Source organism: Gammaproteobacteria bacterium (assembly GCA_035546635.1).
In the GTDB taxonomy this organism is placed as follows: Bacteria; Pseudomonadota; Gammaproteobacteria; order JAURND01; family JAURND01; genus DASZWJ01.
Genome location: DASZWJ010000005.1, coordinates 1 through 26,030 on the forward strand (window position 1 = coordinate 1; position 26,030 = coordinate 26,030).

Annotated in this window: 36 protein-coding genes; 33 read left to right on the forward strand and 3 right to left on the reverse strand. The window is 41.4% G+C overall.

The genetic code is table 11. From position 1 onward, the window contains the following. The 29 genes from tuf to rplQ all read left to right on the forward strand — a co-directional run. The coding region (gene tuf, locus VHE99_00555) for an elongation factor Tu (protein HVV67518.1) at positions 1–166 on the forward strand (166 nt) is incomplete at its 5' end. Continuing rightward, positions 166–492 (forward strand): 30S ribosomal protein S10, encoded by a 327-nt coding sequence (gene rpsJ / locus VHE99_00560; GenBank protein HVV67519.1) that lies wholly within the window; start codon positions 166–168, stop codon positions 490–492. The genes tuf and rpsJ, both read left to right, overlap by 1 nt. Before the next feature lie 21 nt (positions 493–513). After that, positions 514–1,161 (forward strand): 50S ribosomal protein L3, encoded by a 648-nt coding sequence (gene rplC / locus VHE99_00565; protein HVV67520.1) that lies wholly within the window; start codon positions 514–516, stop codon positions 1,159–1,161. Positions 1,162–1,215: 54 nt separating this feature from the next. After that, complete coding sequence (rplD, locus tag VHE99_00570) at positions 1,216–1,788, forward strand: 50S ribosomal protein L4 (protein HVV67521.1); 573 nt, start codon at positions 1,216–1,218, stop codon at positions 1,786–1,788. After that, complete coding sequence (gene rplW / locus VHE99_00575) at positions 1,785–2,087, forward strand: 50S ribosomal protein L23 (GenBank protein ID HVV67522.1); 303 nt, start codon at positions 1,785–1,787, stop codon at positions 2,085–2,087. Before rplD ends, rplW begins: the two co-directional genes overlap by 4 nt. Before the next feature lie 24 nt (positions 2,088–2,111). Then, a complete protein-coding gene (rplB, locus tag VHE99_00580; protein HVV67523.1) occupies positions 2,112–2,939 on the forward strand; it encodes a 50S ribosomal protein L2 in 828 nt (275 codons plus the stop codon). A gap of 186 nt (positions 2,940–3,125) precedes the next feature. After that, positions 3,126–3,410 (forward strand): 30S ribosomal protein S19, encoded by a 285-nt coding sequence (rpsS, locus tag VHE99_00585; protein HVV67524.1) that lies wholly within the window; start codon positions 3,126–3,128, stop codon positions 3,408–3,410. 2 nt (positions 3,411–3,412) lie between these two features. Beyond that, positions 3,413–3,754 carry a 50S ribosomal protein L22 gene (gene rplV, locus VHE99_00590; GenBank protein HVV67525.1) on the forward strand — a complete coding sequence of 114 codons (342 nt, stop codon included), beginning with the start codon at positions 3,413–3,415 and terminating at the stop codon, positions 3,752–3,754. Between the two features lie 123 nt (positions 3,755–3,877). Beyond that, positions 3,878–4,576 (forward strand): 30S ribosomal protein S3, encoded by a 699-nt coding sequence (gene rpsC, locus VHE99_00595; protein ID HVV67526.1) that lies wholly within the window; start codon positions 3,878–3,880, stop codon positions 4,574–4,576. 21 nt (positions 4,577–4,597) lie between these two features. Then, positions 4,598–5,011 (forward strand): 50S ribosomal protein L16, encoded by a 414-nt coding sequence (gene rplP / locus VHE99_00600; GenBank protein HVV67527.1) that lies wholly within the window; start codon positions 4,598–4,600, stop codon positions 5,009–5,011. Further along, positions 5,011–5,208, forward strand: coding sequence for a 50S ribosomal protein L29 (rpmC, locus tag VHE99_00605; GenBank protein HVV67528.1), 198 nt, complete (start codon positions 5,011–5,013; stop codon positions 5,206–5,208). Before rplP ends, rpmC begins: the two co-directional genes overlap by 1 nt. Beyond that, positions 5,208–5,471: a 30S ribosomal protein S17 gene (gene rpsQ / locus VHE99_00610; GenBank protein HVV67529.1), complete on the forward strand. Its 264-nt coding sequence runs from the start codon at positions 5,208–5,210 to the stop codon at positions 5,469–5,471. The genes rpmC and rpsQ overlap by 1 nt, the downstream gene beginning before the upstream one ends. A gap of 133 nt (positions 5,472–5,604) precedes the next feature. Next, on the forward strand, positions 5,605–5,973 hold the full coding sequence (rplN, locus tag VHE99_00615) for a 50S ribosomal protein L14 (protein ID HVV67530.1): 369 nt from the start codon (positions 5,605–5,607) through the stop codon (positions 5,971–5,973). A gap of 182 nt (positions 5,974–6,155) precedes the next feature. After that, positions 6,156–6,476 (forward strand): 50S ribosomal protein L24, encoded by a 321-nt coding sequence (gene rplX / locus VHE99_00620; protein ID HVV67531.1) that lies wholly within the window; start codon positions 6,156–6,158, stop codon positions 6,474–6,476. Positions 6,477–6,490: 14 nt separating this feature from the next. Continuing rightward, complete coding sequence (rplE, locus tag VHE99_00625; GenBank protein ID HVV67532.1) at positions 6,491–7,033, forward strand: 50S ribosomal protein L5; 543 nt, start codon at positions 6,491–6,493, stop codon at positions 7,031–7,033. Between the two features lie 10 nt (positions 7,034–7,043). Continuing rightward, positions 7,044–7,349, forward strand: coding sequence for a 30S ribosomal protein S14 (gene rpsN, locus VHE99_00630; protein HVV67533.1), 306 nt, complete (start codon positions 7,044–7,046; stop codon positions 7,347–7,349). 96 nt (positions 7,350–7,445) lie between these two features. After that, positions 7,446–7,841 (forward strand): 30S ribosomal protein S8, encoded by a 396-nt coding sequence (rpsH, locus tag VHE99_00635; GenBank protein HVV67534.1) that lies wholly within the window; start codon positions 7,446–7,448, stop codon positions 7,839–7,841. Positions 7,842–7,850: 9 nt separating this feature from the next. Next, complete coding sequence (gene rplF / locus VHE99_00640; GenBank protein HVV67535.1) at positions 7,851–8,390, forward strand: 50S ribosomal protein L6; 540 nt, start codon at positions 7,851–7,853, stop codon at positions 8,388–8,390. After that, positions 8,390–8,743 (forward strand): 50S ribosomal protein L18, encoded by a 354-nt coding sequence (rplR, locus tag VHE99_00645; protein HVV67536.1) that lies wholly within the window; start codon positions 8,390–8,392, stop codon positions 8,741–8,743. The genes rplF and rplR overlap by 1 nt, the downstream gene beginning before the upstream one ends. Positions 8,744–8,755: 12 nt before the next feature. Beyond that, positions 8,756–9,262: a 30S ribosomal protein S5 gene (gene rpsE / locus VHE99_00650; protein HVV67537.1), complete on the forward strand. Its 507-nt coding sequence runs from the start codon at positions 8,756–8,758 to the stop codon at positions 9,260–9,262. Positions 9,263–9,273: 11 nt separating this feature from the next. Next, positions 9,274–9,468 (forward strand): 50S ribosomal protein L30, encoded by a 195-nt coding sequence (gene rpmD, locus VHE99_00655; protein ID HVV67538.1) that lies wholly within the window; start codon positions 9,274–9,276, stop codon positions 9,466–9,468. A gap of 120 nt (positions 9,469–9,588) precedes the next feature. Continuing rightward, positions 9,589–10,023: a 50S ribosomal protein L15 gene (gene rplO, locus VHE99_00660; protein ID HVV67539.1), complete on the forward strand. Its 435-nt coding sequence runs from the start codon at positions 9,589–9,591 to the stop codon at positions 10,021–10,023. Continuing rightward, positions 10,024–11,352: a preprotein translocase subunit SecY gene (gene secY / locus VHE99_00665; protein HVV67540.1), complete on the forward strand. Its 1,329-nt coding sequence runs from the start codon at positions 10,024–10,026 to the stop codon at positions 11,350–11,352. A 141-nt stretch (positions 11,353–11,493) separates the two neighbouring features. After that, positions 11,494–11,610 carry a 50S ribosomal protein L36 gene (rpmJ, locus tag VHE99_00670; GenBank protein HVV67541.1) on the forward strand — a complete coding sequence of 39 codons (117 nt, stop codon included), beginning with the start codon at positions 11,494–11,496 and terminating at the stop codon, positions 11,608–11,610. Between the two features lie 180 nt (positions 11,611–11,790). Then, entirely contained in the window at positions 11,791–12,153 is a 363-nt protein-coding gene (gene rpsM / locus VHE99_00675; GenBank protein ID HVV67542.1) for a 30S ribosomal protein S13, read from the forward strand. Positions 12,154–12,168: 15 nt separating this feature from the next. Continuing rightward, on the forward strand, positions 12,169–12,561 hold the full coding sequence (gene rpsK, locus VHE99_00680; GenBank protein HVV67543.1) for a 30S ribosomal protein S11: 393 nt from the start codon (positions 12,169–12,171) through the stop codon (positions 12,559–12,561). 80 nt (positions 12,562–12,641) lie between these two features. Further along, complete coding sequence (rpsD, locus tag VHE99_00685; protein ID HVV67544.1) at positions 12,642–13,262, forward strand: 30S ribosomal protein S4; 621 nt, start codon at positions 12,642–12,644, stop codon at positions 13,260–13,262. Positions 13,263–13,272: 10 nt separating this feature from the next. Next, positions 13,273–14,265 carry a DNA-directed RNA polymerase subunit alpha gene (rpoA, locus tag VHE99_00690; GenBank protein ID HVV67545.1) on the forward strand — a complete coding sequence of 331 codons (993 nt, stop codon included), beginning with the start codon at positions 13,273–13,275 and terminating at the stop codon, positions 14,263–14,265. 4 nt (positions 14,266–14,269) lie between these two features. Next, entirely contained in the window at positions 14,270–14,656 is a 387-nt protein-coding gene (rplQ, locus tag VHE99_00695; protein HVV67546.1) for a 50S ribosomal protein L17, read from the forward strand. A gap of 508 nt (positions 14,657–15,164) precedes the next feature. Here the strand turns inward: rplQ and ssb are convergent. Continuing rightward, the gene (gene ssb / locus VHE99_00700) at positions 15,165–15,656 is read right to left on the reverse strand and encodes a single-stranded DNA-binding protein (protein ID HVV67547.1); all 492 of its coding nucleotides are present in this window, start codon (positions 15,654–15,656) and stop codon (positions 15,165–15,167) included. Between the two features lie 174 nt (positions 15,657–15,830). After that, a complete protein-coding gene (locus VHE99_00705; GenBank protein ID HVV67548.1) occupies positions 15,831–17,219 on the reverse strand; it encodes an MFS transporter in 1,389 nt (462 codons plus the stop codon). Between the two features lie 181 nt (positions 17,220–17,400). On the opposite strand from VHE99_00705, the gene uvrA reads away from it, so the two are divergent. The 4 genes from uvrA (at position 17,401) to VHE99_00725 (ending at position 24,722) form a co-directional block, all read left to right on the forward strand. Then, positions 17,401–20,223, forward strand: coding sequence for an excinuclease ABC subunit UvrA (gene uvrA / locus VHE99_00710; GenBank protein ID HVV67549.1), 2,823 nt, complete (start codon positions 17,401–17,403; stop codon positions 20,221–20,223). Positions 20,224–20,448: 225 nt separating this feature from the next. Further along, positions 20,449–21,531, forward strand: coding sequence for a uroporphyrinogen decarboxylase (gene hemE / locus VHE99_00715; protein ID HVV67550.1), 1,083 nt, complete (start codon positions 20,449–20,451; stop codon positions 21,529–21,531). A gap of 179 nt (positions 21,532–21,710) precedes the next feature. Further along, a complete protein-coding gene (locus tag VHE99_00720) occupies positions 21,711–22,298 on the forward strand; it encodes a MarC family protein (protein HVV67551.1) in 588 nt (195 codons plus the stop codon). 123 nt (positions 22,299–22,421) lie between these two features. Continuing rightward, a complete protein-coding gene (locus tag VHE99_00725; protein ID HVV67552.1) occupies positions 22,422–24,722 on the forward strand; it encodes a DNA internalization-related competence protein ComEC/Rec2 in 2,301 nt (766 codons plus the stop codon). A gap of 27 nt (positions 24,723–24,749) precedes the next feature. On the opposite strand, the gene VHE99_00730 is transcribed toward VHE99_00725, so the two are convergent. After that, positions 24,750–25,742: a hypothetical protein gene (locus VHE99_00730; GenBank protein ID HVV67553.1), complete on the reverse strand. Its 993-nt coding sequence runs from the start codon at positions 25,740–25,742 to the stop codon at positions 24,750–24,752. Positions 25,743–26,030 lie beyond the last annotated feature (288 nt).

Consider the following 26,030-nt stretch of genomic DNA (forward strand, 5'->3'; position numbering starts at 1 on the left):
CGAAGTGCAGTTGCCAGAAGGTGTAGAGATGGTGATGCCTGGAGATAATATCCAGATGACGATTACCTTAATTGCTCCAATTGCGATGGAAAAAGGTTTAAAATTCGCGATTCGCGAAGGTGGCCGTACAGTGGGTGCAGGAGTAGTCGCCAGGGTGATTGAATAATGGTCGCACTCGTGAAAAAAAATCAGAGAATACGAATTCGTTTAAAAGCATTTGACCATCGCCTGATTGATATAGCCACCTACGAAATTGTAGAGACCGCTAAGCGAACTGGAGCGCAAATTCGTGGGCCTATACCATTACCTACGCAAATTGAACGATTTTCAGTATTGGTATCACCCAATGCTGACAAGGATGCGCAGGATCAATATGAAATGCGTACTCATAAACGCTTGGTAGATATTATTCAGCCTACTGATAAAACAGTAGATGCTTTAATGAAATTAGATTTGGCGGCTGGCGTGGATGTCCAAATCAGTGTAGATTAAAAAGTTTGTGGAGTAATAACAATGCCCATAGGGTTAGTTGGTTGCAAATACGGAATGACTCGCATTTTTACAGATGACGGTGTATCCATACCTGTTACTGTAATACATGTAGATTCAAATCGCGTGACCCAGGTAAAAACAGTTGAAATTGACGGATATCGTGCTCTGCAGATTACTGCTGGAAGTCAGCTGCCTTCACGCATCAATAAGCCGCTAGCAGGTCACTATGCTAAGTCAAATGTGCAAGCCGGCCGCGGTCTTTGGGAGTTTTCACTTGAGGATAAGGAAGGGGAAGAAATTACCTTAGGCCAAGAGTTGAAAGTAGATCTATTCGAGGTGGGTCAAAAAGTTGATATTGCTGGTACCACAAAAGGAAAAGGTTTTGCCGGTACTATTAAACGTCACCATTTCCGATCACAAGATGCGACACACGGCAATTCTTTATCGCATCGTGTTCCCGGCTCTGTTGGTATGAACCAAAGCCCAGGTCGAGTATTTCGTGGTAAAAAAATGGCTGGTCAATTAGGTAATGTGCGTCGAACTATACAAAATCAAGAAGTTGTTCGCATAGATAATGATAAGAACCTATTGTTTGTAAAAGGAGTCGTTCCTGGAGCGATTGGTGGCTATGTAGTGATTCGATCATCTGTTAAAAGTGGGGAGAAATAAGCTGTGGAAATACAAATAGTAACTCCCGATAAAGACCAAGCAGCACAGCATAAAATTGCAGTTTCTGATACTGTTTTTGGTACTGCTTTCAATGAACCTTTGATCCACCAGGTACTGACTGCCTATTTAGCGGGCGCTCGCGCTGGAACTAAAGCACAGAAAACCCGTGCTGAGGTAAGTGGTGGTGGTGTCAAACCCTGGCGACAAAAAGGGACGGGCCGTGCCAGAGCCGGAACCATACGCAGTCCCTTATGGCGTAAAGGTGGTAAAGTTTTTGCAGCAACCCCCAGAGATTATTCTCAAAAAGTTAATCGCAAGATGTATGAAAGCGCCATGTGTTCCATTTTATCTGAGTTGGTAAGACAAGATCGTCTAGTATTAGTACAAGATTTTTCCTTACCCGAACCTAAAACACGTGATTTGGTGAACAAATTACAAGCTTTCAATGTTGATAAGGTGCTGATAGTCAGTGAAGAAGTTGAGCGTAATGTCATGCTTGCGGCGCGTAATCTACATAAAGTACAAATTTGCTCTCCAGCACAGATTAGCCCAGCTAATTTAGTTGCTTTCGACCATGTATTAATAACTGTTAATGCGCTTAAACAGGTGGAGGAAAAATTACAATGAGTAATGTAGCTCACGAAGAGTACCTAATGAAAGTTTTGTTAGCTCCACGCGTTACTGAAAAAAGTGCCTTAGCAAATATTAATCGCCAATATGTGTTTAAAGTGCTTAATGACGCAACAAAGCCGGAAATTAAACAGGCAGTGGAATTATTATTTAATGTCAAGGTTAATGCCGTCCAAGTCAGTCGCGTAAAAAGTAAAACCCGACGCTTTGGAAAAATTCAAGGTCAACGAAAAGCTTGGAAAAAAGCTTATGTCAAATTGGCTGAAGGTCATAAAATTGACCTCGCTGGTGCATAAACATGCCAAGAAGATAGGAATTATATTATGCTAGTTAAAACAAAACCAACTTCACCAGGACGCCGTTTCGTCATTAAAGTTGTGAACCCGGAATTACATAAAGGTAGCCCGCATAAACCCCTGCTTAAAACCAAGAAGCGTATTAGCGCTAGAAATAATCAGGGACGCATTACCGTAAGACGTAGAGGCGGTGGACATAAAAAACATTATCGCGTTATTGATTTCAAACGTGATAAAGAAAATATTATTGGAAAAGTTGAGCATATAGAATATGATCCTAACCGTTCTGCATATATCGCTTTAATTTTATATAGCGATGGTGAGCGGCGTTATATTATTGCTCCTAAAGGTTTATCAGCTGGAGCTGAAGTGACATCGGGTGTTGGCGCCCCCATTAAACCAGGTAATTGTATGCCTTTGCAAAACATACCAGTAGGCGCTACTATTCATTGTATTGAATTAAAACCAGGCAAAGGTGCTCAATTGATTCGCAGTGCTGGTGGTTCCGCACAATTAGTCGCTAGAGAGGCTAATTATGCATTGATACGAATTCGTTCTGGTGAAATTCGCCGAGTTTTATCCTCATGCCGTGCCTCAATTGGTGAAGTATCTAATTCAGAGCATAACTTACGTTCTTTAGGAAAAGCAGGTGCTTCAAGATGGAGAGGTATAAGGCCCACAGTACGTGGTGTAGCCATGAACCCCGTTGATCACCCGCATGGTGGAGGCGAAGGTCGTACATCAGGTGGTCGTCATCCTGTAAGTCCAAATGGTATCCCCACTAAAGGATACAAAACACGTAAGAATAAACGGACTACCAGTATGATTATTAAAGATAGACGTAGTAAATAAGTAAAAACTCCCGATTTTTCTTTTTATTCCTCACTTTGAAAAGCGAGGTAAATAAGGAGTTTAGGATCCTGGAGTGCGAGCGGGTGCTTGCAAAATTTAAAGTGGGCGAGACCCGCGATCACAGAAAACTCCCCTTTTTCAAAGGGAGTAAGTAGTTATCTAAATTTTAAACTATGAGGTTGAAACGTGCCGCGTTCAATAAAAAAAGGGCCCTTTGTAGATCATCACTTATTAAAAAAAGTGCAAGACGCAGCTACAAAAGATAGTAAGCGCCCAATTAAGACTTGGTCGCGTCGATCAATGATTCTTCCTGAAATGCTTGGAATTACCATTGCAGTTCACAATGGACGTCAACATGTTCCCATATATGTAACTGAAAATATGGTTGGACATAAATTAGGTGAATTTGCGCATACCCGTACATTTCGTGGTCATTCGGGTGATAAGAAAGCTAAAAAAGAAGGGGATTAAAAATGGAAATCGCTGCAAAATATCGATATGCGCGAATTTCAGCGCAAAAAGCTCGTTTGGTAGCTGATCAAATACGTGGTTTATCAGTTTCAAAAGCAGTCAATGTGTTAAGTTTTAGCACTAAAAAAGCTGCTGCGATGCTTAAAAAAACGCTAGATTCAGCTATTGCCAATGCTGAACATAATGAAGGTGCAGATATAGATGAGTTAAAAGTATCTACCGTCTTTGTTGATGAAGGCCCCACATTCAAACGCATGCACGCTCGTGCTAGAGGTCGCGGTGCTCGCATTTTAAAGCGAACCTGCCATATTACTGTAAAAGTATCGGATGAAACTGGAGCTTAAACCTACTGTTTACTTCGTGACTCTCCTTTTTAGGATGGAGAGCTAACTGTTGCTGTTGCTTAGTGATGCTTTACATTATGGTGAAGATTGCTGAGAATCAAATAAAAAATGAGAGAGAATTGCATGGGACAAAAGGTCAATCCAATAGGTATTCGATTAGGCATCATTAAAGATTGGACATCTAAATGGTATGCGGGTACACAATATGCTGATTACTTGAATGTTGATCTCAAAGTACGTGCGTATTTAGAAAAAAAATTGGCAGCTGCTTCAGTGAGTCGAGTTCAGATTGAACGGCCGGCTCGCAATGCGCGTATTACAATTCACACCGCTAGACCTGGGGTCATTATTGGCAAGAAAGGTGGTGATGTCGATGAGTTGCGTCAAGATGTCGGCAAAATGATGGGAGTGCCAGTACATATTAATATTGAAGAAGTTCGCAAACCTGAATTGGATGCGGCTTTGGTAGCGCAAAGTGTTGCACAGCAAATTGAACGCCGTGTCATGTTTAGACGTGCCATGAAACGTGCAGTGCAGACCGCAATGAAACAAGGTGCTTTAGGAATTAAAATTACTGTAGCCGGACGTTTAGGCGGAAGTGAAATTGCTAGAACTGAGTGGTATCGTGAGGGTAGAGTACCGCTTCATACTTTCCGTGCCGATATTGATTATGCGACAGCAACTGCGCTGACAACTTATGGCATTATCGGTGTTAAAGTTTGGATCTTTAAGGGTGAGATATTTAAAAAAGCCGTTGCTGATAAAGTGATTAAAGAAGCACTTTCTTCTAAAGATTCAACTCCTAAAGATAAAGATCGATAAAAGCTTCAGAGGGGAAAAAGAATGTTACAACCGAAGCGAACAAAATTTCGGAAGCAATTTAAGGATCGAAATCGTGGTTTAGCGATTCGCGGTTCGAAAATTAGTTTCGGTGAGTTTGGCTTAAAAGCATTGGGTCGCGGTCGCCTGACTGCGCGTCAAATTGAGGCAGCTCGTCGAGCCATAACCCGACACATTAAACGTGGTGGTAAAATTTGGATACGGGTATTTCCAGATAAGCCTATTACAAAAAAACCTTTAGAAGTTCGACAAGGTAAAGGTAAAGGACCTGTTGAATACTGGGTTGCCCAAATTCAACCAGGACGAGTGTTATTTGAAATGGAAGGTGTTCCAGAAGATTTAGCTCGTGAAGCATTTGCACTCGCTGCTGCTAAACTTCCTATGGCAACTGTTTTCATTGAAAGAACGGTGATGTAATGGAAATAACTGAATTAAGAAATAAAACAATCAACGAATTAAATAATGAATTGCATGAATTATTACGTGAACAATTTAATTTGCGCATGCAAAAAGTGACTCAAGGCGTTGAAGCTAAGTCCAATCAATTTAAAAAAGTGCGACGTAATATTGCACGCGTTAAAACCATAATTCATGAAAAGAAAACAGGTGAATGATGAACGAATCAGTTAAAAAAAACATTCGCACCATTAGCGGAGTTGTTATTAGCAATAAAATGACTAACTCTATAGTCGTTAGAGTAGAACGGAAAGTTAAACATCCTGTGTATGGTAAATATTTACGACGTTCTACTAAATTGCATGTCGATGACCGTGAAAATAAATCCCAGATTGGCGATGTCGTACTAATAAAAGAATGTCGTCCCATATCAAAAACTAAAAACTGGGAATTAGTAGAGATTATCGAAAAAGCACAGTAATCTTTTTTTCTCCCACAATTGGAGAAGATTTGGAGAATAGCAAGAAAAAGTGTTTTTGTACGTGCATTTTGTGCGTAACGTGATAAAATCACCAACCCTGATTCAGGATAACATTTGGTAGAGGAATAAAAAAATGATACAAATGCAGTCAGTTCTTGATGTGGCCGATAACAGTGGAGCACGTCGGGTCATGTGTATCAAAGTATTAGGTGGATCAAAACGACGTTATGCTTCTATTGGCGATGTCATCAAAGTCAGTGTGAAAGAAGCTATTCCACGTGGTAAGGTCAAAAAAGGTGAAGTGTTGAACGCAGTGGTTGTTCGCACGGCTAAAGGTGTACGCCGACAAGATGGGTCTTTAATACGCTTTGATAATAATGCAGTTGTATTACTGAATAACCAATTGCAGCCAATTGGTACACGTATATTTGGACCAGTGACACGTGAATTGCGTGGCGAAAACTTTATGAAGATTATTTCTTTAGCCCCTGAAGTATTATAACCGACCATATTCATTCTCCCCCTTTGAAAAAGGGGGCGCAAGTCGTTAGGCTTGCGGGGGGAATTTAAACAGTTTTGAAGTATATGTATTATTTATAAAGGCACTTCATCACTTCTTTAAATCCTCCAAACCCCTTTTTCTAAGGGGAGATATTTTTCTTTTTACAGTGTGAGTCTTAAATCATGGCATTAAAAGTAAAAAAAGGTGATGTTGTAGTTGTTATCACCGGCAAAGATAAGGGACGTCAAGGCGAAGTTGAGCGTTGCACTAAAGTTAACTACGTGATTGTCAAAGGCGTTAACATTGTGAAAAAGCATGTTCGACCTAATCCGCAGCGCGGTGTTGAAGGCGGGATTATTGAAAAAGAATTGCCAATTCATGTTTCAAATGTGGCTTTATATAATCCAGTTACTCAAAAAATAGATCGAGTAGGTTTTAAAGTTTTGGAAAATGGCAAAAAAGTCCGTTATTTCAAATCAAATAATGAAGTCATTGATTTATAAGGGTTATAAGAATAATGACAGCTAGATTAAAGCAGTTATATCGAGATAAAATCGTAAAAGATTTAATGAATAAATTTAATTACAGCAGTGTAATGCAAGTGCCTCGCATTACCAAAATCACACTCAATATGGGTGTGGGCGAAGCTGTCAGTGATAAAAAAGTGATTGAGCATGCACAAGCAGATATGTCTCGCATTGCCGGACAGAAGCCGATTGTGACCAATGCACGAAACTCTATAGCTGGATTCAAGATCCGTGAAGGATGGCCTATCGGTTGCAAAGTCACCCTGCGTGGCGAGCGGATGTATGAATTCCTGGATCGATTGATCAGTATAGCTATTCCTCGTATACGCGATTTTAGAGGTATGAGTGGTAAGGCTTTTGATGGAACTGGCAATTATACATTAGGAATACGTGAGCAAATCGTATTTCCTGAAATTGACTACGATAAAATAGATAAAATTCGTGGTTTAAATATTACAATCACCATGACGGCTAAATCAGATGCCGAAGCTCGGGCATTGCTAGCCAGTTTTCAATTTCCATTTAAGGATTGAGATTTTACAGATGGCAAAAAAATCCATGATAGCTCGTGAAAATCGTCGAGTTAAATTAAGTACCAAAGCTAAGGTTAAACGTCGTGAACTAAGCTCCATTATAGCTAGTCCTACTAGTTCATATGAAGAAAAATTGGCAGCTGCTTTGCAATTAAATAAAAGACCACGCGATGAAAGTCCCTGTCGAGTTAAAAGACGTTGCCATCAATGTGGCAGACCACGTTCTGTTTATAGAAGGTTTGCTTTGTGCCGAATTTGCTTGCGCCAATCTGCTATGCATGGCGATGTACCTGGTTTGTCTAAATCAAGCTGGTAAATTTTTTTAAGAGAAGGCATGTACTGCGATTACAACGTGGGTATATGTGTTTATATTTTTAAGCCGAAAAACGGTGAAAAGAGGTTAAAAGTCCAAATGAGTTTACAAGATCCCATTGCAGATATGCTTACTCGGCTGCGCAATGCTCAGGCAGTGAATAAAAAAGAAGTCTTAATGCCTTATTCCAAGCTAAAACATGCCATTGCCAAGTTATTAAAAACAGAAGGCTATGTTAACGGTTATGAAAAAGTAGAACATGAAGGCAAGCCTCTCCTATTAATTAATTTAAAATATCATTTAGGTGCTCCAGTTATCAGTGAAATCAAACGGATCAGTAGACCTGGTTTGCGTCAATACAAAACTAAACGGGAATTACCGAAAGTTCAAAATGGCTTAGGCATCGCTATTATCTCAACACCAAAAGGATTAATGACTGATAGAGCCGCTAGAGCTTCAGGTCATGGTGGTGAAGTTTTGTGCTATGTCTATTAGGAGGCATTCATGTCAAGAGTAGCAAAAAAACCGATTACTCTTCCCTCAGGTGTCGAAGCCACCCTTAATGGGCAGCTATTGACAATCAAAGGAAGCAAAGGTTCCGTACAACAGGAAATTCATTTTGCCGTCAACCTAGAAAAAGACGGAAATGTTATAAAATTATCTCCTAAGCAGGAAGTCGACCTAAAAGCAGCGGATGCAATTGCTGGCACTACTAGGGCATTGTTATACAATATGGTTATAGGTGTGACACAAGGTTTTGAACGAAAACTGACCTTGGTAGGAGTAGGATATCGTGCCCAGGCGCAAGGTAATGTACTCTCTTTATCGTTAGGATTTTCCCATCCAGTTAAATACACCGTTCCTAAAGGTATTTCTGTTGAAACTCCTAGCCAGACCGAAATAGTCGTAAAAGGCATTGATAAACAAGCAGTAGGGCAGGTTGCCGCTGATATTCGCGCATTTAGACCGCCAGAGCCCTATAAAGGCAAAGGGGTTCGTTACTCCGATGAGAAAATTCATCTAAAAGAAGGTAAGAAGAAATAATGAATAAAAAATTACAACGCTTGCGTCGAGCTCAGCGTGGTCGAGCCACAATTCGAAAACTTGAAGCGGTAAGGCTTTGTGTTAATAGAACTCCGCGTCATATTTATGCACAAATTATTGCGCCTAATGGAGCTAGTGTGATCGTATCTGCTTCAACCTTAGATAAAGAGATTAAAAGTACACTATCTTTTGGTGGCAATGTGAAAGCAGCTAAAGAAGTGGGTATGCTCATTGCAAAACGTGCATTGGAAGCGGGAGTAAAAAAGATCGCATTCGATCGCGCAGGTTTTAGATACCACGGGAGAGTTAAAGCACTAGCTGATGGCGCTCGCGAGGGTGGGTTAGATTTTTAAAAGGGTTTATTCATGAGTAGTGCAGAAATTGAAGTAACTAGTGATGGATTCCAGGAAAAATTAGTCGCCGTCAATCGTACAGCTAAAGTCGTTAAGGGTGGCCGAATTTTTGGATTTTCAGCATTGGTCGTTGTGGGTAATGGTAAAGGTAAGTTTGGTTTTGGTCGAGGTAAAGCCCGTGAAGTACCGGCCGCCATTCAAAAAGCAATGGAAAGCGCCAGGCGTAGCTTGATTCAAATTGAGCTAAATGGCAATACTTTGCAACACACTATCATAGCTCGTCATGGCGCTACTAAAGTATTGATAAAACCAGCCTCTGAAGGTACTGGAGTGATTGCAGGTAATGCAATGCGCGCGGTATTTGAAGTGATGGGTGTATCTAACGTTTTGGCTAAATGCATAGGCTCATCTAATCCTATGAATGTAGTCAGAGCTACTGTAAAAGGTTTAAAATCCATGGCGTCACCAGCAGCTATTGCTGAAAAGCGTGGTAAAACTGTCGAAGAAATTCTTGAATAAGTGAGTCTCATATGAAAGCTGCTCAATCAAAACAGCTAAAAATTAAATTAATAAAAAGTCTCAGTGGGCGACTTCCTGGCCATATTGCTTGCGCTAATGGTTTAGGATTACGCCGAATCAATCAGATTCGTGTGGTAGAAAATACCTCTCCAAATCGAGGTATGATAAATAAAATTGCTTATTTATTGACAGTGGAAGAGTTATAGTCAAGTTTCTTTCTCCCCAAGGTCTATAAGCGTTAGGCTAAAGTGATTGCTGTATCCTCCCTTTTAAAAAAAGGAAGGTTAATTTTTCTTGAATGCTGCACAAAACAAAGAGATTTTTATATGCACTTGAATACATTAAAACCAGCCCCTGGAGCTAAGCAAGCCCCTAAACGTGTCGGTCGTGGCATAGGATCAGGTTTGGGAAAGACCTGCGGCAGGGGGCATAAAGGTCAGCATGCGCGTGCTGGCGGCTATCATAAAGTTGGTTTTGAGGGCGGTCAAATGCCTTTGCAACGTCGTCTACCTAAATTTGGTTTCACTTCAGCACAAGCTCAGTTTTCGGTCGAAGTTCGGTTGCATGAACTATTAAAAGTTGATGGAAATCAGATTAATTTAGATGCCTTAAAAAGGGCCAATATTGTGCCTGTACAAGCTAAAACAGTTAAAGTTATTTTGTCAGGGAAAATTGATAAACCTGTTACTCTTCAGGGTATAAAAGTGACTGCAGGTGCTAAAAAAGCGATCGAACAAGCTGGCGGAAAGGTTGAAGAATAAATGGCACAGCCCAAGTTAGGATTAGGCCTCTCACAAGGTGGTTTGGGGGAACTCAAGCGTAGACTTTTATTTGTCCTTATTGGCATTATTATTTATCGCATTGGTGCACATATTCCTGTACCTGGCATTAATCCTGAACGCTTAGCTGATTTATTTAAAAATCAACAAAATGGTATTTTAGGCCTGTTCAATATGTTTTCTGGTGGTGCTCTCCAGCGCTTTACCGTTTTTGCTTTGAATGTCATGCCATATATTTCTGCATCCATTATCATGCAGTTATTTACGGTCATTTCTCCTAAATTGGAACAGCTGAAAAAAGAAGGCGAGTCGGGGCGACGAAAAATCAATCAGTACACAAGGTATGGCACATTAATATTAGCCACTTTCCAAGCATTAGGTATATCGAGATGGTTAGTCAGTAATGGCACGGTCATTAACCCTGGGTTTAGTTTTTATTTTACTGCCACTTTAACATTAGTTACGGGAACTATGTTTTTAATGTGGCTTGGAGAGCAGATTACTGAAAGAGGTATTGGAAACGGTATATCTCTTATCATTTTTGCTGGTATTGTCTCTAGATTCCCAGCAGCTATTGCTGAAGTGATGGGGCAGGTCAGACAAGGCCAAATGCAAGTTATCTCTCTATTGTTATTAGTTATCGTGGTTTTATGCATTACTGCTTTCGTAGTATTTGTAGAGCGTGGCCAGCGTCGAATTACTGTAAATTACGCTAAACGGCAGCAAGGTAGAAAAATTTATGCTGCACAGAGCAGTCATTTGCCCTTAAAAATTAACATGTCTGGGGTTATTCCAGTTATATTTGCTTCAAGTATTATTTTATTTCCTGGTACTATTGCCCAATGGTTTTCATCCGTACCTGGGATGAGTTGGTTGACAAAGATCAGTTTAATGTTGCAGCCTGGTCAGCCATTATTTATGTTATTTGATGCTATAGCGATTATTTTCTTTTGTTTTTTTTATACAGCATTAGTATTCAATCCTAAAGAAACGGCTGATAATCTTAAAAAGTCAGGTGCTTTTATACCGGGGTTGCGTCCAGGTGAGCAGACAGCTCAATATGTTGATTTAGTAATGACACGATTAACTTTAGTGGGCGCTATGTACCTTACCTTAGTGTCATTATTACCTGAATTTTTCATAGTAACCTGGCATGTACCTTTTTATTTTGGTGGTACATCACTTTTGATTGTAGTAGTAGTGTTGATGGATTTTATGGCACAAGTACAAGCGCATCTTGTATCTCACCAATATGAATCAATCATGAAAAAAGCAAATTTAAAAGGGCGTAGTACAGGTTTGCAGCGCTGAATATTACCCTCTTTGCAAAAGTGGTGAGGTTTAAAGAGTTTTGGGTGCCGATTGACTATGAGTACGTGATCCTCTTTAAATCCCCCTTTTCAAAGGGAAGGTAGTTGCTGCTTTGAATTAGTTTTAGTGGAGGAGATCCTCATGAAAGTGAGAGTTTCAGTGAAAAAAATGTGTCGTTCCTGCAAAGTGATTCGCCGTAATGGGGTATTGCGAATTATTTGTAGCAAAGACGCGCGACATAAACAAAGACAAGGTTGATTTTTTGCATTTAGACCGGTATGCTGACAGATTTTCAGCAAATACCCTGGCCTTATTTTTTGCTATCATGTTTAATGTCATGGAGCAGTCTAGTTTGTTAATTAGCTGGAACGCTGCTTGAAAATACTGTTTTTGGCGGAAGCCTTGGCAACTTAATTAGTTTTTGTAGGAGAGCATTAAATGGTTGTTCGTATCGCGGGTGTTAACATTCCTGAACGAAAGCATACACGCATTGCTTTAACGGCTATCTATGGTATTGGTAATGCACGTGCCAATGTCATCTGTGCTGAAGCTGGCATAAATCCAGAGGTTAAAATCAGTGATCTCACAGAAGCTGAGGTAGAAGCATTGCGACGTGAGGTCGGCAAATTTCCTTTGGTAGAAGGCGATTTACGTAGAGAGATTTCCATGAACATTAAAAGGCTCATGGATCTTGGCTGCTATCGTGGATTGCGACACAGACGTGGTCTTCCAGTAAGAGGACAGCGCACCAAAACCAATGCCCGTACTCGTAAGGGCAAAGCAAAACCAATTCGCAAGTAAAGCAGGATATAAATAATGGCAGATCCAAAAACAGTACGTACACGTAAAAAAATAAAACGCAAGGTGCAAGAAGGCATTGCCCATATACAAGCATCTTTTAATAATACTTTGATTACTATCACTGATCGGCAAGGTAATGCTTTAGCTTGGGCTACAGCAGGCGGTAGTGGTTTTCGAGGATCGCGTAAAGGTACTCCATTTGCAGCTCAAGTAGCAGTTGAAAAAGTAGCTCAAATAGTTAAAGAAATTGGCATGAAAATGCTAGTAGTATTGGTTAAGGGCCCAGGGCCAGGCCGTGAATCGGCAATTCGTGCCTTTTATTCAAACGGATTTACTATCACGAATATTATTGATGTAACCCCATTGCCACACAATGGTTGTCGCCCACCGAAAAAACGTCGGGTGTAGTCTGTTATTCTAAGAATGGAAGCTGTTATTGCCTTCGGTAGTCACAGCTTTTAAGAGTTCATATCTATTTGGAGTTTTTAATGGCTAGATATTTAGGCCCTAAATGTAAATTGTCCCGGCGTGAAGGCACCGATCTAATGCTTAAAAGCGGTGTGCGTGCAATAGAGACTAAATGCAAATTGGATACCCAGCCTGGACAGCATGGTCAAAAACACGGTAGGCTTTCTGACTATGGCGTTCAATTGCGAATGCAGCAGCTAATTAAACGCTACTATGGTGTGCTACAACGACAATTTTTAAATTGCTACGAAGAAGCTGACCGCCAAAAAGGTTCAACAGGTGAAAATCTGTTAAAATTACTGGAATCTAGGTTGGATAATATTGTTTATCGCATGGGCTTTGCCAGTACTCGCGCTGAAGCTAGACAATTGGTTGGCCACAAAGCGATTACTGTCAATGGTAAAGTAGTTAACATTCCTTCCTATTTAGTGCGTCCTAATGATGTGATTCAAGTGAGAGAAAGATCTCGAAAACAACTTAGAATTGCGGCAGCTCTGGAATTAGCCCAGCAAAGGCCACAAGCACAGTGGTTAGATGTAAACTCTCAGGAAATGCGAGGGGTATTCAAATCCTATCCAGACCCAGCAGACTTCCCAGCAATATTTAAAGTAAGTCTCGTGATCGAGCTTTTCTCGAAATAGAGGTACAGATATGCAAGATATTTATAGCAGCTTTTTAACACCCCGCAATATTCAGGTGCAGTCAATAACACCTACGCATTCGAGGATTGTGCTTGAACCATTAGAGCGTGGTTTTGGTCATACCCTGGGGAATGCTTTGCGCCGCATTTTGCTTTCTTCTATGCCAGGAGCTGCCATAGTTGAAGTTGAAATTGATGGGGTGCTACATGAGTACAGTTCTATTGAAGGGGTAAGAGAAGATGTCATAGACATTTTACTTAACCTCAAAGGCATAGCTATCAAGCTGCATGGCCGTAATGAAGTATTACTGTCTCTAGATAAGAAGGGTCCTGGTCCTGTGGTCGCTGGTGATATAGTACTGGAACATGATGCAGAAATAGTCAATCCTGAACATGTCATCGCGCATTTGACTAAAGCGGGAAGACTGAAGATGAATCTGAAAGTGGCTGTAGGCCGAGGTTATGTTCCTTCAGGAGCCTGGGTAGATACAACAGGTACTGGGAAGCCAGTTGGAAAATTGCAATTAGATGCTTCTTTTTCACCGGTGCGTCGTGTGTCTTATCAAGTCGAAAATGCGCGTGTTGAAAAGCGTACCGACTTAGATAAACTGATTCTTGAAATTGAAACCAATGGCACTTTGAATCCTGAAGATGCCATTCGTTATTCAGCGACCATTCTGCAACGTCAATTAGCATCCTTTGTAGAATTGAAACATGCAGCATTGCAATCACCTAAAGAAAAATCTCGTAAGATAAATCCATTATTACTACGCCCAGTGGAAGATCTTGAGTTAACTGTACGTGCTGCAAATTGCTTAAAAGCAGAAAGTATTAATTCCATTGCTGACTTGGTACAACGCTCTGAATCGGATTTACTAAAGACACCAAATTTAGGCAAAAAATCCCTCACTGAAATTAAAGCCGTTCTGGCAGCACGTAACTTACATTTGGGTATGAAACCAGATGAACTACCTGCACCAGATTCAGATAAAGAACTAGGATAAGACGATGCGACATAGAAAAAGTGGGAGACACTTAAATCGAACCAGTAGCCATCGCAAAGCGATGTTCCGTAATATGGTGGTTTCTTTGATTGAACATGAAATAATCAGAACCACTGTGGCTAAAGCTAAGGAATTACGAGGCTTTGCTGAGCCTTTAATTACCCTAGCTAAAGTTGATGAAGTGGCGCGGCGCCGATTAGCTTTTGATCGTTTGCGAGATAAGGCTGTCGTTGGCAAATTGTTTAAAGAGGTAGGTCCCAGGTTTAAAGAAAGACCGGGCGGTTATTTGCGCATACTCAAATGTGGCTTTAGACCAGGAGATAACGCACCTATGGCCTATGTTGAATTAGTCGATCGTGAATTTGAATCGGAAACTGAAGCTGAAGAATAGTTCATTCTTTCTGATATCTGTAGGGTGCGAAAAAAGGACTGTTTTTTTTGTGTCCTACAGAAGTTTCTGATCCTTTAAATAACTCTCATCTTATCTTTTTCTTTCTTGGAGAGAAGAACTCCGCCGCAGAAATGCGAAACTTTAATCTCCTTGTCAACTAGATTCCGGTATCCATGCTGGGGACGACGGGCCTAATGAAAGCTGGAAAATTCAATGCGATTGCCATGCTGCGCTTAGTGTCAACCGCCTGAGATCCCGCGATCCAGTCGCGGGATGACGTAGCTTAGGGGATGGCAAAAGTCACCCAAATTATTCATCAGCTATCCAAAATACTCGTCATCCCGCGACTGGATCGTGGATCTCAGGCGGTTGCATGAAGTATAGATTCATTCAATTTATTTGATTTATTCAACAGCGCAGCGATAGAAACGAAAAGCAGCCAGCAGATTAAGCGATAAATCCAGACAATTCCCATAATCTGGAAATTGTCTGAATGGATTCTTCTTGCTTAAAACGGAATATCATCCTCAAAATCATTACCTATCTGCGCTGTTTCTAGTGCAACAGGTTGCGGATGAATTTTGATAGCTTTATCAGCATCTTCTGAACCATCTAACTGTGTATGATGATGGTGTGGTTGGTGGGGATGGTGAGGGGAGCCACTGCGGCTGTCAAGTATGTGCATTTCATTGGCGATAATTTCTGTGGTATGACGCTCAATGCCATTTTTATCTTGCCATTTGCGGGTTCTCAAACTACCTTCAACATAGATTTTAGAGCCTTTGTGTAAATATTCGCCTACAATCTCAGCCAAGCGATTAAAAAATACGATGCGGTGCCATTCAGTACGGTCTTGCAATTCTCCACTGGTTTTATCTCTCCAGCTTTCACTAGTTGCCAAATTAACATTGGCTACCGCGCTGCCACTTGGGGTATAGCGAACCTCAGGGTCACTTCCCAAGTTTCCGATTAGAATGACTTTATTTACACCTCTAGCCATATAGCTCTCTCCTTAAAAATTCTGAAATGATTACTTTGATAAGGTTTATAAAACCTTTGCTGCTGAACAATATTTTAGGCAATAAAATTACCTAAAGGCGGTATATTACCTTGAGCGGCATAGGCGGTTCAATTGAAAAAAATAAATGAGTTTAAAATATCATTCAAATTTGTTTTATTGCGCGAAATCATTAAACTTATTATTAAAATTCAACAAATTATTTAGGTCAAGAATCTTTCTATCGACTTTAAGATAAGCTGTTTTCTCATTTAACAGTACTACTGCTTCTATGACACCGGCTAATTTTCTATATTCTTGAGTTAAAAGCTGTGCTTGTGGTTCATTGATATTACCTAATGGCAGCATGAGTGTAGTTAAGTAAGGTGGTTGTCGCATAGTCACTGCGATTAGCAACCAGAGGAAAATAAACATTAAGTTCAAAATAAAAATGCCATTGAAATGATAATGACTATAAACCCACCCACCGAGGCTGCCACCTAGGAAAATACCAAAGAACTGTGAGCTGGAATAAACACCGATAGCGGTACCTTTGCTGCCAACTGGGGCGATCTTTGAAATCAATGAGGGCAGTGTTGCTTCCAAAAAAGTAAAGGCCGTGAAAAAGATACAAAGTATTGTGATGATTTCCCAGGTACTAGTATGAAAATACCATAATAACCATTGGGTAATTCCTAATACAAAAATCATGACAACGAAGAAAACTTTTATTTGCCGATATTTTTCTGACACGATAATGCAAGGCATGATAGCGAAAAAAGCAAACGCCATAGCGGGTAAATAAACTATCCAGGCATGATTTGCTACGGTATCTTGGAGCTGTGAAATCATCACGGGGATAACAATAAAACTAGCAGTTAACAAAGCATGCAGACTGAGAATTCCAAAGTTCAGACGCAGTAATTCTAGATTGGCTAAAGTCGATTTCAGTAATTTTGGCAAAGTTTCCGCATCGCGGTGAAATACCAATTGTGGTGGCTGTGGAACAAACAACAACAATATCATAATACTGATGATGCCGAATAATGCGGTTATCCAGAATATCCCGGATAGTCCTACCCACAGATTGAGTGCAGGTCCTAAAACCATGGCGACAGCAAAAGAAATGCCGATGGTCATACCTATCACCGCCATGGCTTTAGTACGGTTTTCCATACTAGTTAAATCTGCGACCAATGCAAGAATGGTGCTACCCACAGCGCCCGCACCTTGTAATGCTCTACCGATAATAACACCATAAATTGAATGTGAGAGTGCAGCAATCACACTCCCTACAATAAAAATAACCAAGCCTGCTGTAATAATAGATTTACGCCCGATTTTATCAGACAGCATAGCCAAGGGAATTTGAAAAATCGCCTGAGTAAGGCCATAAATACCCAGCGCAATTCCCATGAGTGTCGGGGTAGCGCCTTGTAATTGCTGCGTATATAAAGCAAATATCGGTAAAATAATGAATAGGCCGAGCATACGAAATGAGAAGATACCGGCCAAAGAGAAGACCGTGCGAATTTCAAATGGTGTTGTGGGAGCATTGAGTTTCATAAAGCAATCATATATTCTGCTAGGTTATTAAATCTCCCCTTTTTTCAAAGGGGGAGAAATGTCCTCGCCTTTTTCATAGGGAGGGATACAGTAGTCACGCTTATTTTCGATGCCCAGGTCCACAAAAGGATTTAAGCTTGACACAATGATAAGTAGGGCCTAACCGAACCTAATCTAATCTATGCAATCTATCCAAATCCGTGGCGCAAGAACTCATAATTTAAAAAATATCGATCTAGATTTGCCACGCGATAAACTCATCGTTATTACTGGCCTGTCAGGTTCAGGTAAGTCCTCATTAGCTTTTGATACCCTATATGCTGAAGGCCAACGCCGCTATGTTGAATCGCTATCTACTTACGCGCGGCAATTTTTATCCGTCATGCAAAAACCGGACGTAGACCATATTGAAGGTTTATCTCCAGCCATCTCTATCGAACAAAAAGCCACTTCCCATAATCCTCGATCTACTGTAGGTACCATCACTGAGATCTATGATTATTTGCGTTTGCTCTATGCGCGAGCGGGTCAGCCCTTTTGCCCCACGCATCATACTTTGCTTGAGGCGCAGACCATTAGTCAAATGGTAGATGCAGTGCTTACCTACCCCGAAGATACGCGCTTGATGATATTAGCACCGGTCGTGCAAAGCCGCAAAGGTGAACACCTACAACTATTAGATTCCTTGCGCCGTCAGGGTTTTGTGCGCGCGCGTATCAATGGCAAAATCTACGATCTGGATTCCGCTCCCAAACTCAACCTGCGGCAGAAACATACTATAGAAGTTGTAGTAGATCGTTTTAAAGTCAGGCCAGATATTGCCCAACGCGTGGCTGAATCTTTTGAAACCGCATTGCATTTGGCTGATGGTATAGCGATTGTAGCTGAAATGGATAAATCCAATGGTGAAGGTCGCGTATTTTCATCCAAATTTGCTTGCACGTTATGCGGCTATAGTTTGGCAGAATTAGAACCACGATTATTTTCTTTTAATAGCCCAGCGGGCGCTTGTCCTGAATGTGAGGGATTGGGGGTAAAACAATTTTTTGACATCAACAAAATATTACAAAATCCCGAATTAAGTTTAGCCGGCGGTGCCATCCGTGGTTGGGATAGACGCAATGTTTATTATTTTCAGATATTAACTTCATTAGCTAAGCGTTACAAATTCGATGTAGAAACCCCTTTCCAACAGTTAAGCAAAAAAGTGCAAGAAAAAATCCTCTATGGCAGTGGCGAAGAGGAAATTGAATTCACCTATGTCAATGAACGTGGAAGACGCACCACGCGGGTATATCCCTTTGAAGGTATCATTCCCAACATGGAGCGTCGCTATCACGAGACCGAATCAGAGGCTGTGCGTGAAGATTTATCCCATTACCTGACCACGAGCCGTTGTCCGGCATGCCAAGGCACACGATTGCGTATAGAAGCACGCAATGTATTCATCAATGACACGAGCCTACCGCAAGTGACTGCCATGTCGGTTGGAAAATCACAGCAGTTTTTCACCAAACTTACATTGCCTGGACGTCGCGGCAAAATTGCAGCGCGTATTCTCAAAGAAATCAATGAGCGCTTGGGCTTTTTAGTCAGTGTTGGATTAGATTACCTGACATTGGAACGTAGTGCAGATACATTGTCAGGCGGTGAAGCACAGCGCATTCGCCTTGCCAGTCAGATTGGTTCTGGTTTGGTTGGTGTCATGTATATCCTCGACGAACCGTCCATCGGTTTGCACCAGCGTGACAATGATCGCTTGTTGCAGACTTTGAAGCGCTTGCGCGATATTGGCAATAGCGTCATTGTGGTGGAGCATGATGAGGAAGCGATTCGTGCCGCCGATTATATCGTTGATATTGGTCCAGGAGCGGGGGTTCATGGCGGTCGCATTGTCGCTCAAGGCACGCCTAAACAAATTACCCAGTCCAAAGCTTCATTGACAGGGCAATATTTATCAGGTGCTCGTAAAATCGAAATTCCAGAATCCAGGATAAAACCTGATCCTAAAAGCATGCTGCGTTTATTAGGTGCCTCCTGTAATAATCTTAAAAATATTGACGTCTCTATTCCCATTGGTTTAATCACTTGCATTACCGGCGTTTCTGGCTCAGGAAAATCCAGCCTGATTAACGATACTTTATACCCCATTATGGCGCGTGCATTAAATGGTACGGAAAGTTTGACTCCGGGTCCGTATAAGCAGATTGCAGGTCTGGGTCATCTCAATAAGGTAGTTGCCATAGATCAAAGCCCCATTGGTCGTACACCGCGCTCTAATCCTGCCACCTATACTGGCTTGTTCACACCCATACGCGAGTTATTTGCCGGCACCCAAGAAGCACGTTCACGCGGTTATCAAGCGGGTCGTTTTAGCTTTAATGTTAAGGGTGGGCGTTGTGAAGCCTGTGAAGGGGATGGTCTGATTAAAGTGGAAATGCACTTTTTGGCGGATGTTTATGTGCAATGCGATGTTTGCAAAGGTCAGCGTTATAATCGTGAAACATTGGAAGTAAAATACAAAGGTAAAAATATCCATGAAGTTTTAGAGATGACAGTTGAGGAAGCGCGTTTATTCTTTGATCCTGTGCCGCAAATTGCGCGTAAACTGCAGACGCTCATTGAAGTGGGTCTGTCTTATATTGGTTTAGGTCAAAGTGCTACCACACTTTCGGGTGGCGAAGCCCAGCGTGTTAAACTTGCCAAAGAACTTTCACGTCGTGACACCGGTAATACATTATATATTCTTGATGAGCCGACCACAGGTTTGCATTTCCATGATGTTAAACAACTATTAGAAGTTTTGCATAGCTTGCGTGATCGGGGTAATACCGTCATTATCATTGAACATAACTTAGATGTAGTGAAAACAGCTGACTGGGTTATTGATCTGGGGCCGGAAGGTGGCGAAAAAGGCGGACAGGTAATTGCCGCAGGCACGCCTGAGGTCATTGCGCAGCAGGCTAATTCCTATACGGGGCAGTTTTTGAAACATTTGTTGTAAAATGACAAGGGTTTCAATCCTTCCTTCATGGGGCATAAGCATCAAGTTACGCACCGAACTTTCTCTCTCATAAGGCGCGTTATTGAATAAATGAAGGGTTGCCATCCGCCTGAGATCCCGCGACTTGATCGCTGGATCTCAGGCGGATAGCACTTAGTGTAGATTGATGCTCAATTTATTCGATTATTTCAATAATGCTCCTTTAATTAAATTCAGGGTACTTGTATGTCATCAACAACAAAACACCGCTTCCTTCGCGCCTTGCACCGCCAAGGTGTTGATAAAACACCAGTGTGGCTGATGCGCCAGGCAGGCCGTTATTTGCCTGAATACCGCCGCGTGCGCGCACAAGCTAAAGATTTTCTAAACTTGTGTAAAACGCCAGAATTAGCTTGCGAGGTCACCTTACAACCCTTGGCACGTTTTCCACTAGATGCCGCCATTGTATTTTCCGATATCCTGACTATCCCTGATGCCATGGGATTAGGCTTACACTTCGTAGAAAACGAAGGCCCAAAATTCGAACGCCCTGTACGTTCTCGTGAAGACATAAAAGCTTTAGCTGTCCCCGATATGGCAGATGAATTACGTTATGTGACAGACACGCTGACGATGGTGCGACACGAACTAGCAGATAAAGTGCCATTAATTGGGTTTTCCGGTAGTCCCTGGACGTTAGCAACCTATATGGTCGAAGGCGGCGCCAGCAAGAATTTTAGCATTATCAAACAATGGTTATTTGCTGATCCAGAAGGCTTGCATTTACTGTTAGCCTTATTGGCTGATGCAGTCGCTGAATATTTAACAGCGCAGATCGAAGCGGGTGCAGAAGCACTGATGCTTTTTGATACCTGGGGGGGCATTTTAACCCCACAAGATTATTATGAATTTTCTCTTAATTATATGACGCGGATTATCGCGGCTATCCGTCAGCATCAGAAGACACCCATCCCGATTATCCTATTCACCAAAAATGGCGGACAATGGTTGGAAGCCATGGCTGAAAGCGGTTGTGATGCTTTAGGTATTGATTGGATGACGGATATGGGTGTTGCCCATGCGCGCGTTGGAGAAAAAGTTGCCTTACAAGGCAATATGGATCCTTCCGTATTATTGGCAACACCAGAACGTATTGAACAGGAAGTGGCGCATATTTTAAGTCGCTATGGTAATGAAACAGGTCATATTTTTAATTTGGGGCATGGCGTACTGCCTGAGACTCCTGTTGAAAATGTTGCATTTTTTGTGGATGCCGTACATCGGTTAAGTATTTCTAGTCACTCTGCTCTTTTGCAGGCTGCATATTGAATATAGCTGATACGCGGTTATGCTTAAGTTAGGAGTAACTACTTATCCCTATAAAAAACACTGTCATTCTTTCGCGCAGGCGCAGGAATGACAACGCTTTATGTTCTTTTGGTTTTTTAGGAGCGAGTAGTTATGTTAGGACTTTTATTTCTCTCCCAGAAGTAATCATTATGCAAACAATGAGCTTTTATACAGCCACAATAACTCTCATTCTGGTTATGGATCCACTGGGAAATATCCCATTATTTTTATCTATACTCAAAAATATCCACCCCAAACGCCAAGCTTGGATCATCCTCAGAGAATCTTTTATCGCCTTCATCATACTCACACTATTTTTATTTTTTGGGGGCAATATTCTTCATGGTTTAAATATTACCGAACCGGCATTAAATATAGCCGGCGGCATTGTTTTATTTATTATCTCTTTACGTATGATTTTTCCGCATCCAGATACTACCGCACAGGATTCTATTCATGGTGAGCCATTTATTGTGCCGCTCGCGGTGCCTTTAACAGCAGGTCCTGCAACCTTGGCTACTGTTTTATTATTTGCAACGCAACAACCCGAACAGATGGGTGCTTGGTTTGGTGCGCTCATCATTGCTTCAGTGTTATTTACCTTGGTTTTACTCTGTTCACGCTTTTTAATGAAAATTCTTGGTCAGCGCGGCTTAATTGCTGTAGAAAGATTAATGGGAATGATTCTAACGACTGTTTCAGTGCAAATGTTCTTGTCGGGTATTAGTGAGTATTTTAAATTTTAGCTATTTAATCAGTTAGTGTAATTGGTTTCATTTTCATAGACCTCAGCATTTCATGCCATTACGGTATTGCGATTAGATCACAGCCATTTTAGTGTAACTTTCGAAAATATTCGGGAGTAACACATGTATATAAGTGTGGCAGGATTTTTAATGGGGATTATGGTTTTGCAATTTAGTAAAACTTTACCCTTATTAACATGGGTGATATTGGCGGGTGTGGTTTGGTTGTCACTGGCTTGGATTTTTTTAAAGCGTGTGCCTTGGCTATTCTGTTTCGTGTTGTGTGCAATATTGGGTTGTGGTTATGTGGTGTTTACGGCACAACGCGTTCTCAGCTGGAGTCTACCTAATGCTTGGGAGGGAAAAACCGTCACCATTACCGGGGTAATTGCGTCTCTCCCGCGTGTTCAGATAGATCAGGCAAATTTTGAATTCAATCTGCAAACTTTAGATGGTCAGGTACAACTGACACGATTGCGGCTGTCCTGGTTCCATTATCCGGCCAATGTTTCTTTAACCATGGGTTCACATTGGCAGTTTCAAGTGCGATTAAAAAAGCCGCACGGTTTGGCTAATCCAGGTGGCTTTGACTATGAAAAATGGTTATTTGCCCGGCGCATCCGCGCGACTGGGTATATCATCAGCGGGGTTTCACAACCCACATCAAATAAATTTTCATTACACGATATCAATGGAAAGTTCCGTCAATATCTGCAGCAAAAAATTCAACAGACACTTGCAGGTGAAGCGACCAGCGGATTAATAACTGCACTGATTATGGGTGCGCAGAGCGGCATTACAGAAAAGCAATGGCAGGTGATGCAGGCTACGGGAACCAATCATCTGATGGCTATTGCCGGCGTGCATATTGGCTTTGTCGCGGGATTTATCTATTGTTTGGTAAATTTTCTTTGGCGACGCAGCACACGTTGTCTGTTATGGATGCCGGCACCATTGGCTGCTGCCTTTGGCTCGTTGGCTGCTGCTATGCTTTATAGCGCATTGGCGGGGTTTGCCTTACCGACACAGCGTGCGCTTTTAATGCTGACTTTGTTTATGTTGGGGTTATTTTTGCGGCGGCAATTGTCAGTGTGGAATGCATTTGCATTGGCAGTACTAGTGGTATTAATTGTCGATCCCCTCGCTACGTTAACGGTTAGCTTCTGGTTATCTTTTGGTGCGGTATTTGTCATATTATATGGCATCAGTGGTCGTGTGCATCCAGGCGGATTATGGTGGAAGTATGCCCGCGTGCAATGGGTGATTACCTTAGGTTTAATTCCAATTTCCTTGGTGCTGTTTCAGCAGACTTCATTGATTGCTTTTCTGGCCAATACCTTGGCTGTCCCCGCGGTTGGAATTTTAGTATTACCGTTGTGTTTATCGGGCGCTTTAATTTTATTAATTTGGCCATTCGCAGGACATTGGTTGTTAGTCGCTGCGGCAAAAATCATTGCAGTCATCTGGTGGCTGTTGGCAAAGCTGGCGCAGTCACCAGGAGCTATCTGGCAGCAGAGTATTGCCAATCCTTGGATATTGGCTACTACCATCATAGCGATGCTGCTGCTTTTGGCGCCCAAAGGTTTACCAGTACGCTGGCTAGGTGTGTTGTGGTTGCTGCCATTATTGTATTATCGCGCGCCTGTACCTGCGGCAGGTGAGGTATGGTTGACTTTGTTAGATGTGGGGCAGGGATTATCTGCGGTAATACGCACTGCACATCATACATTAGTCTTTGATGCCGGTCCGAAAATGGGTTTGCAGGATGATGCCGGAGCACGCGTGATTGTGCCATTCTTGCATAGTTTGGGTATTAAACGCCTAGATATGCTCATGATTAGTCATGGAGATAGTGATCACATTGGTGGAGCGTTTTCAGTGTTGGCGCAGATGCCGGTGTCACAAATTATTACCAGTGTGCCGGAACGTTTTACGCCAAAGTCAGCACAAGTCTGCCGACAAGGACAAACCTGGCGCTGGGATCAGGTGGTATTTCGGGTGCTTTATCCACCTCCTGAATTATTGCACCAGGATAATAACAGTTCCTGTGTGTTAGCAATCAGTCAGAATAATCAGCAGACAGTGTTGTTGACGGGCGATATTGAAGAATCTGCAGAATATTATCTGTTGCAACGGTCGCAAGACGCATTATCTACAAAAATCTTAGTTGTTCCGCATCATGGCAGCAGTACTTCATCGACAACGGATTTTGTTAACGCGGTTCATCCGCAATATGCATTATTTCCGGTTGGATACAAAAATCGTTATCACTTCCCCAGCCCAATGGTATTGGCACGTTATCAGCGCATTTTAGCAATATTGTTGGATACGGCGAGTGGAGGCGCTATCACTTTACGATTGAATAAGAATGCTGAAGTGGCACAAGTTTTGATAAAACGACAACAAGCACGTAAAATATGGTAACCACATTTTTTTCATAATCTGAGTGTTTTATAAAACCATTGATTTTATAGTATAGCTCTTGGCCTCCTCCATCATCCTCTTAAAATCTCTTTTAGAAAAAATTTCGTAAGAAATTGAAAGATCTTTACTATCTTTACAGTTGGTAAAGTCTGGCACAAATACAACCTTATCAGCGCTGGTACTCTTTGTCATTTTTCTAATAAAATTTAATGACAGCAATGCTGTTATGCTACCAGAAATAATCAACCCAAGTTGTGCATTTTCAGCTAAATCATCTATTTTGGCGCCACGTCCAACTGCCGTCATTATTCCAAAACCAGTGGTAAGGACTAAAAGTAGGTGCAATAACGAATATGGAAGATAATGATGATAACTCTTGCCTACTATTGGTAAATCCTCCAATAATAAATCCTGCCTGCCGGCAGTTATGAAACAAAGCGGCAATCTCTCTGAGTCCTTATTAAATAATTCATTAAAAAGATGCTGCGCAAATATTTCTCCAAAACAACTGATAATAGAAATTTTTAAATAATTATCAAGAGATTTATTAACCATCTGTTTTGATTCTGCTTTGGGTATAAACACCGCTGGATCTTTAATTAGTCTAATCAGGTTAGCCACTTTTTTAACAGAAAAAAAAGCAGTCTGACGTTTAGAGAATAATCCACAAGTTTTGCTTTCACTAGGATAAGCATTCTCATTACTAAATACCCCATCAGAATCTGGTTGGTTGAGTGCTCGATGTCCCAAGATTTTTACTTTTATAACAGGGCCTTTTAAAGCAATATATTTATTTAATCTGTCCGACTTCACTCTTTCATGTTCATCGAAATCATTTTCATCTACAAAAATAACACTGGTTGGGAGACCACCGATTAAAGCTTTCAAAGCACTTCTTTGGTAACAAGAAAGGTCACTTTCCTTGGGAACGTCAAAGACCAAAAAAACACGACTATGAGTTGATTGAGCTTCCTCATCTACAATAAGAGGTTTAGTTAATAATGATTGATTTTCTTCCATATCAATTCCTCACTATGATACTAAAATGATCTTTGCTGCCATGTTTGCATGGTGCTACAGATTTTTATTCAATTCAAGGCTATAGAGGAAATTCAATTATATTTTATAAAAATTAAGATAAAGTTAGGGACACCTCTAGAAATTTAGATTCGAATTGCCTCAGAAATAACCTAACCGAAGGACCCCCAATTTAAAGGTAAAAACCCCAACGTTGCCTCATAATTCACCTAACTTAAGGAAAAGGGGTGAATTTATGAAAAAAGGCGTCAATTTAGAGCATTTCTTGAT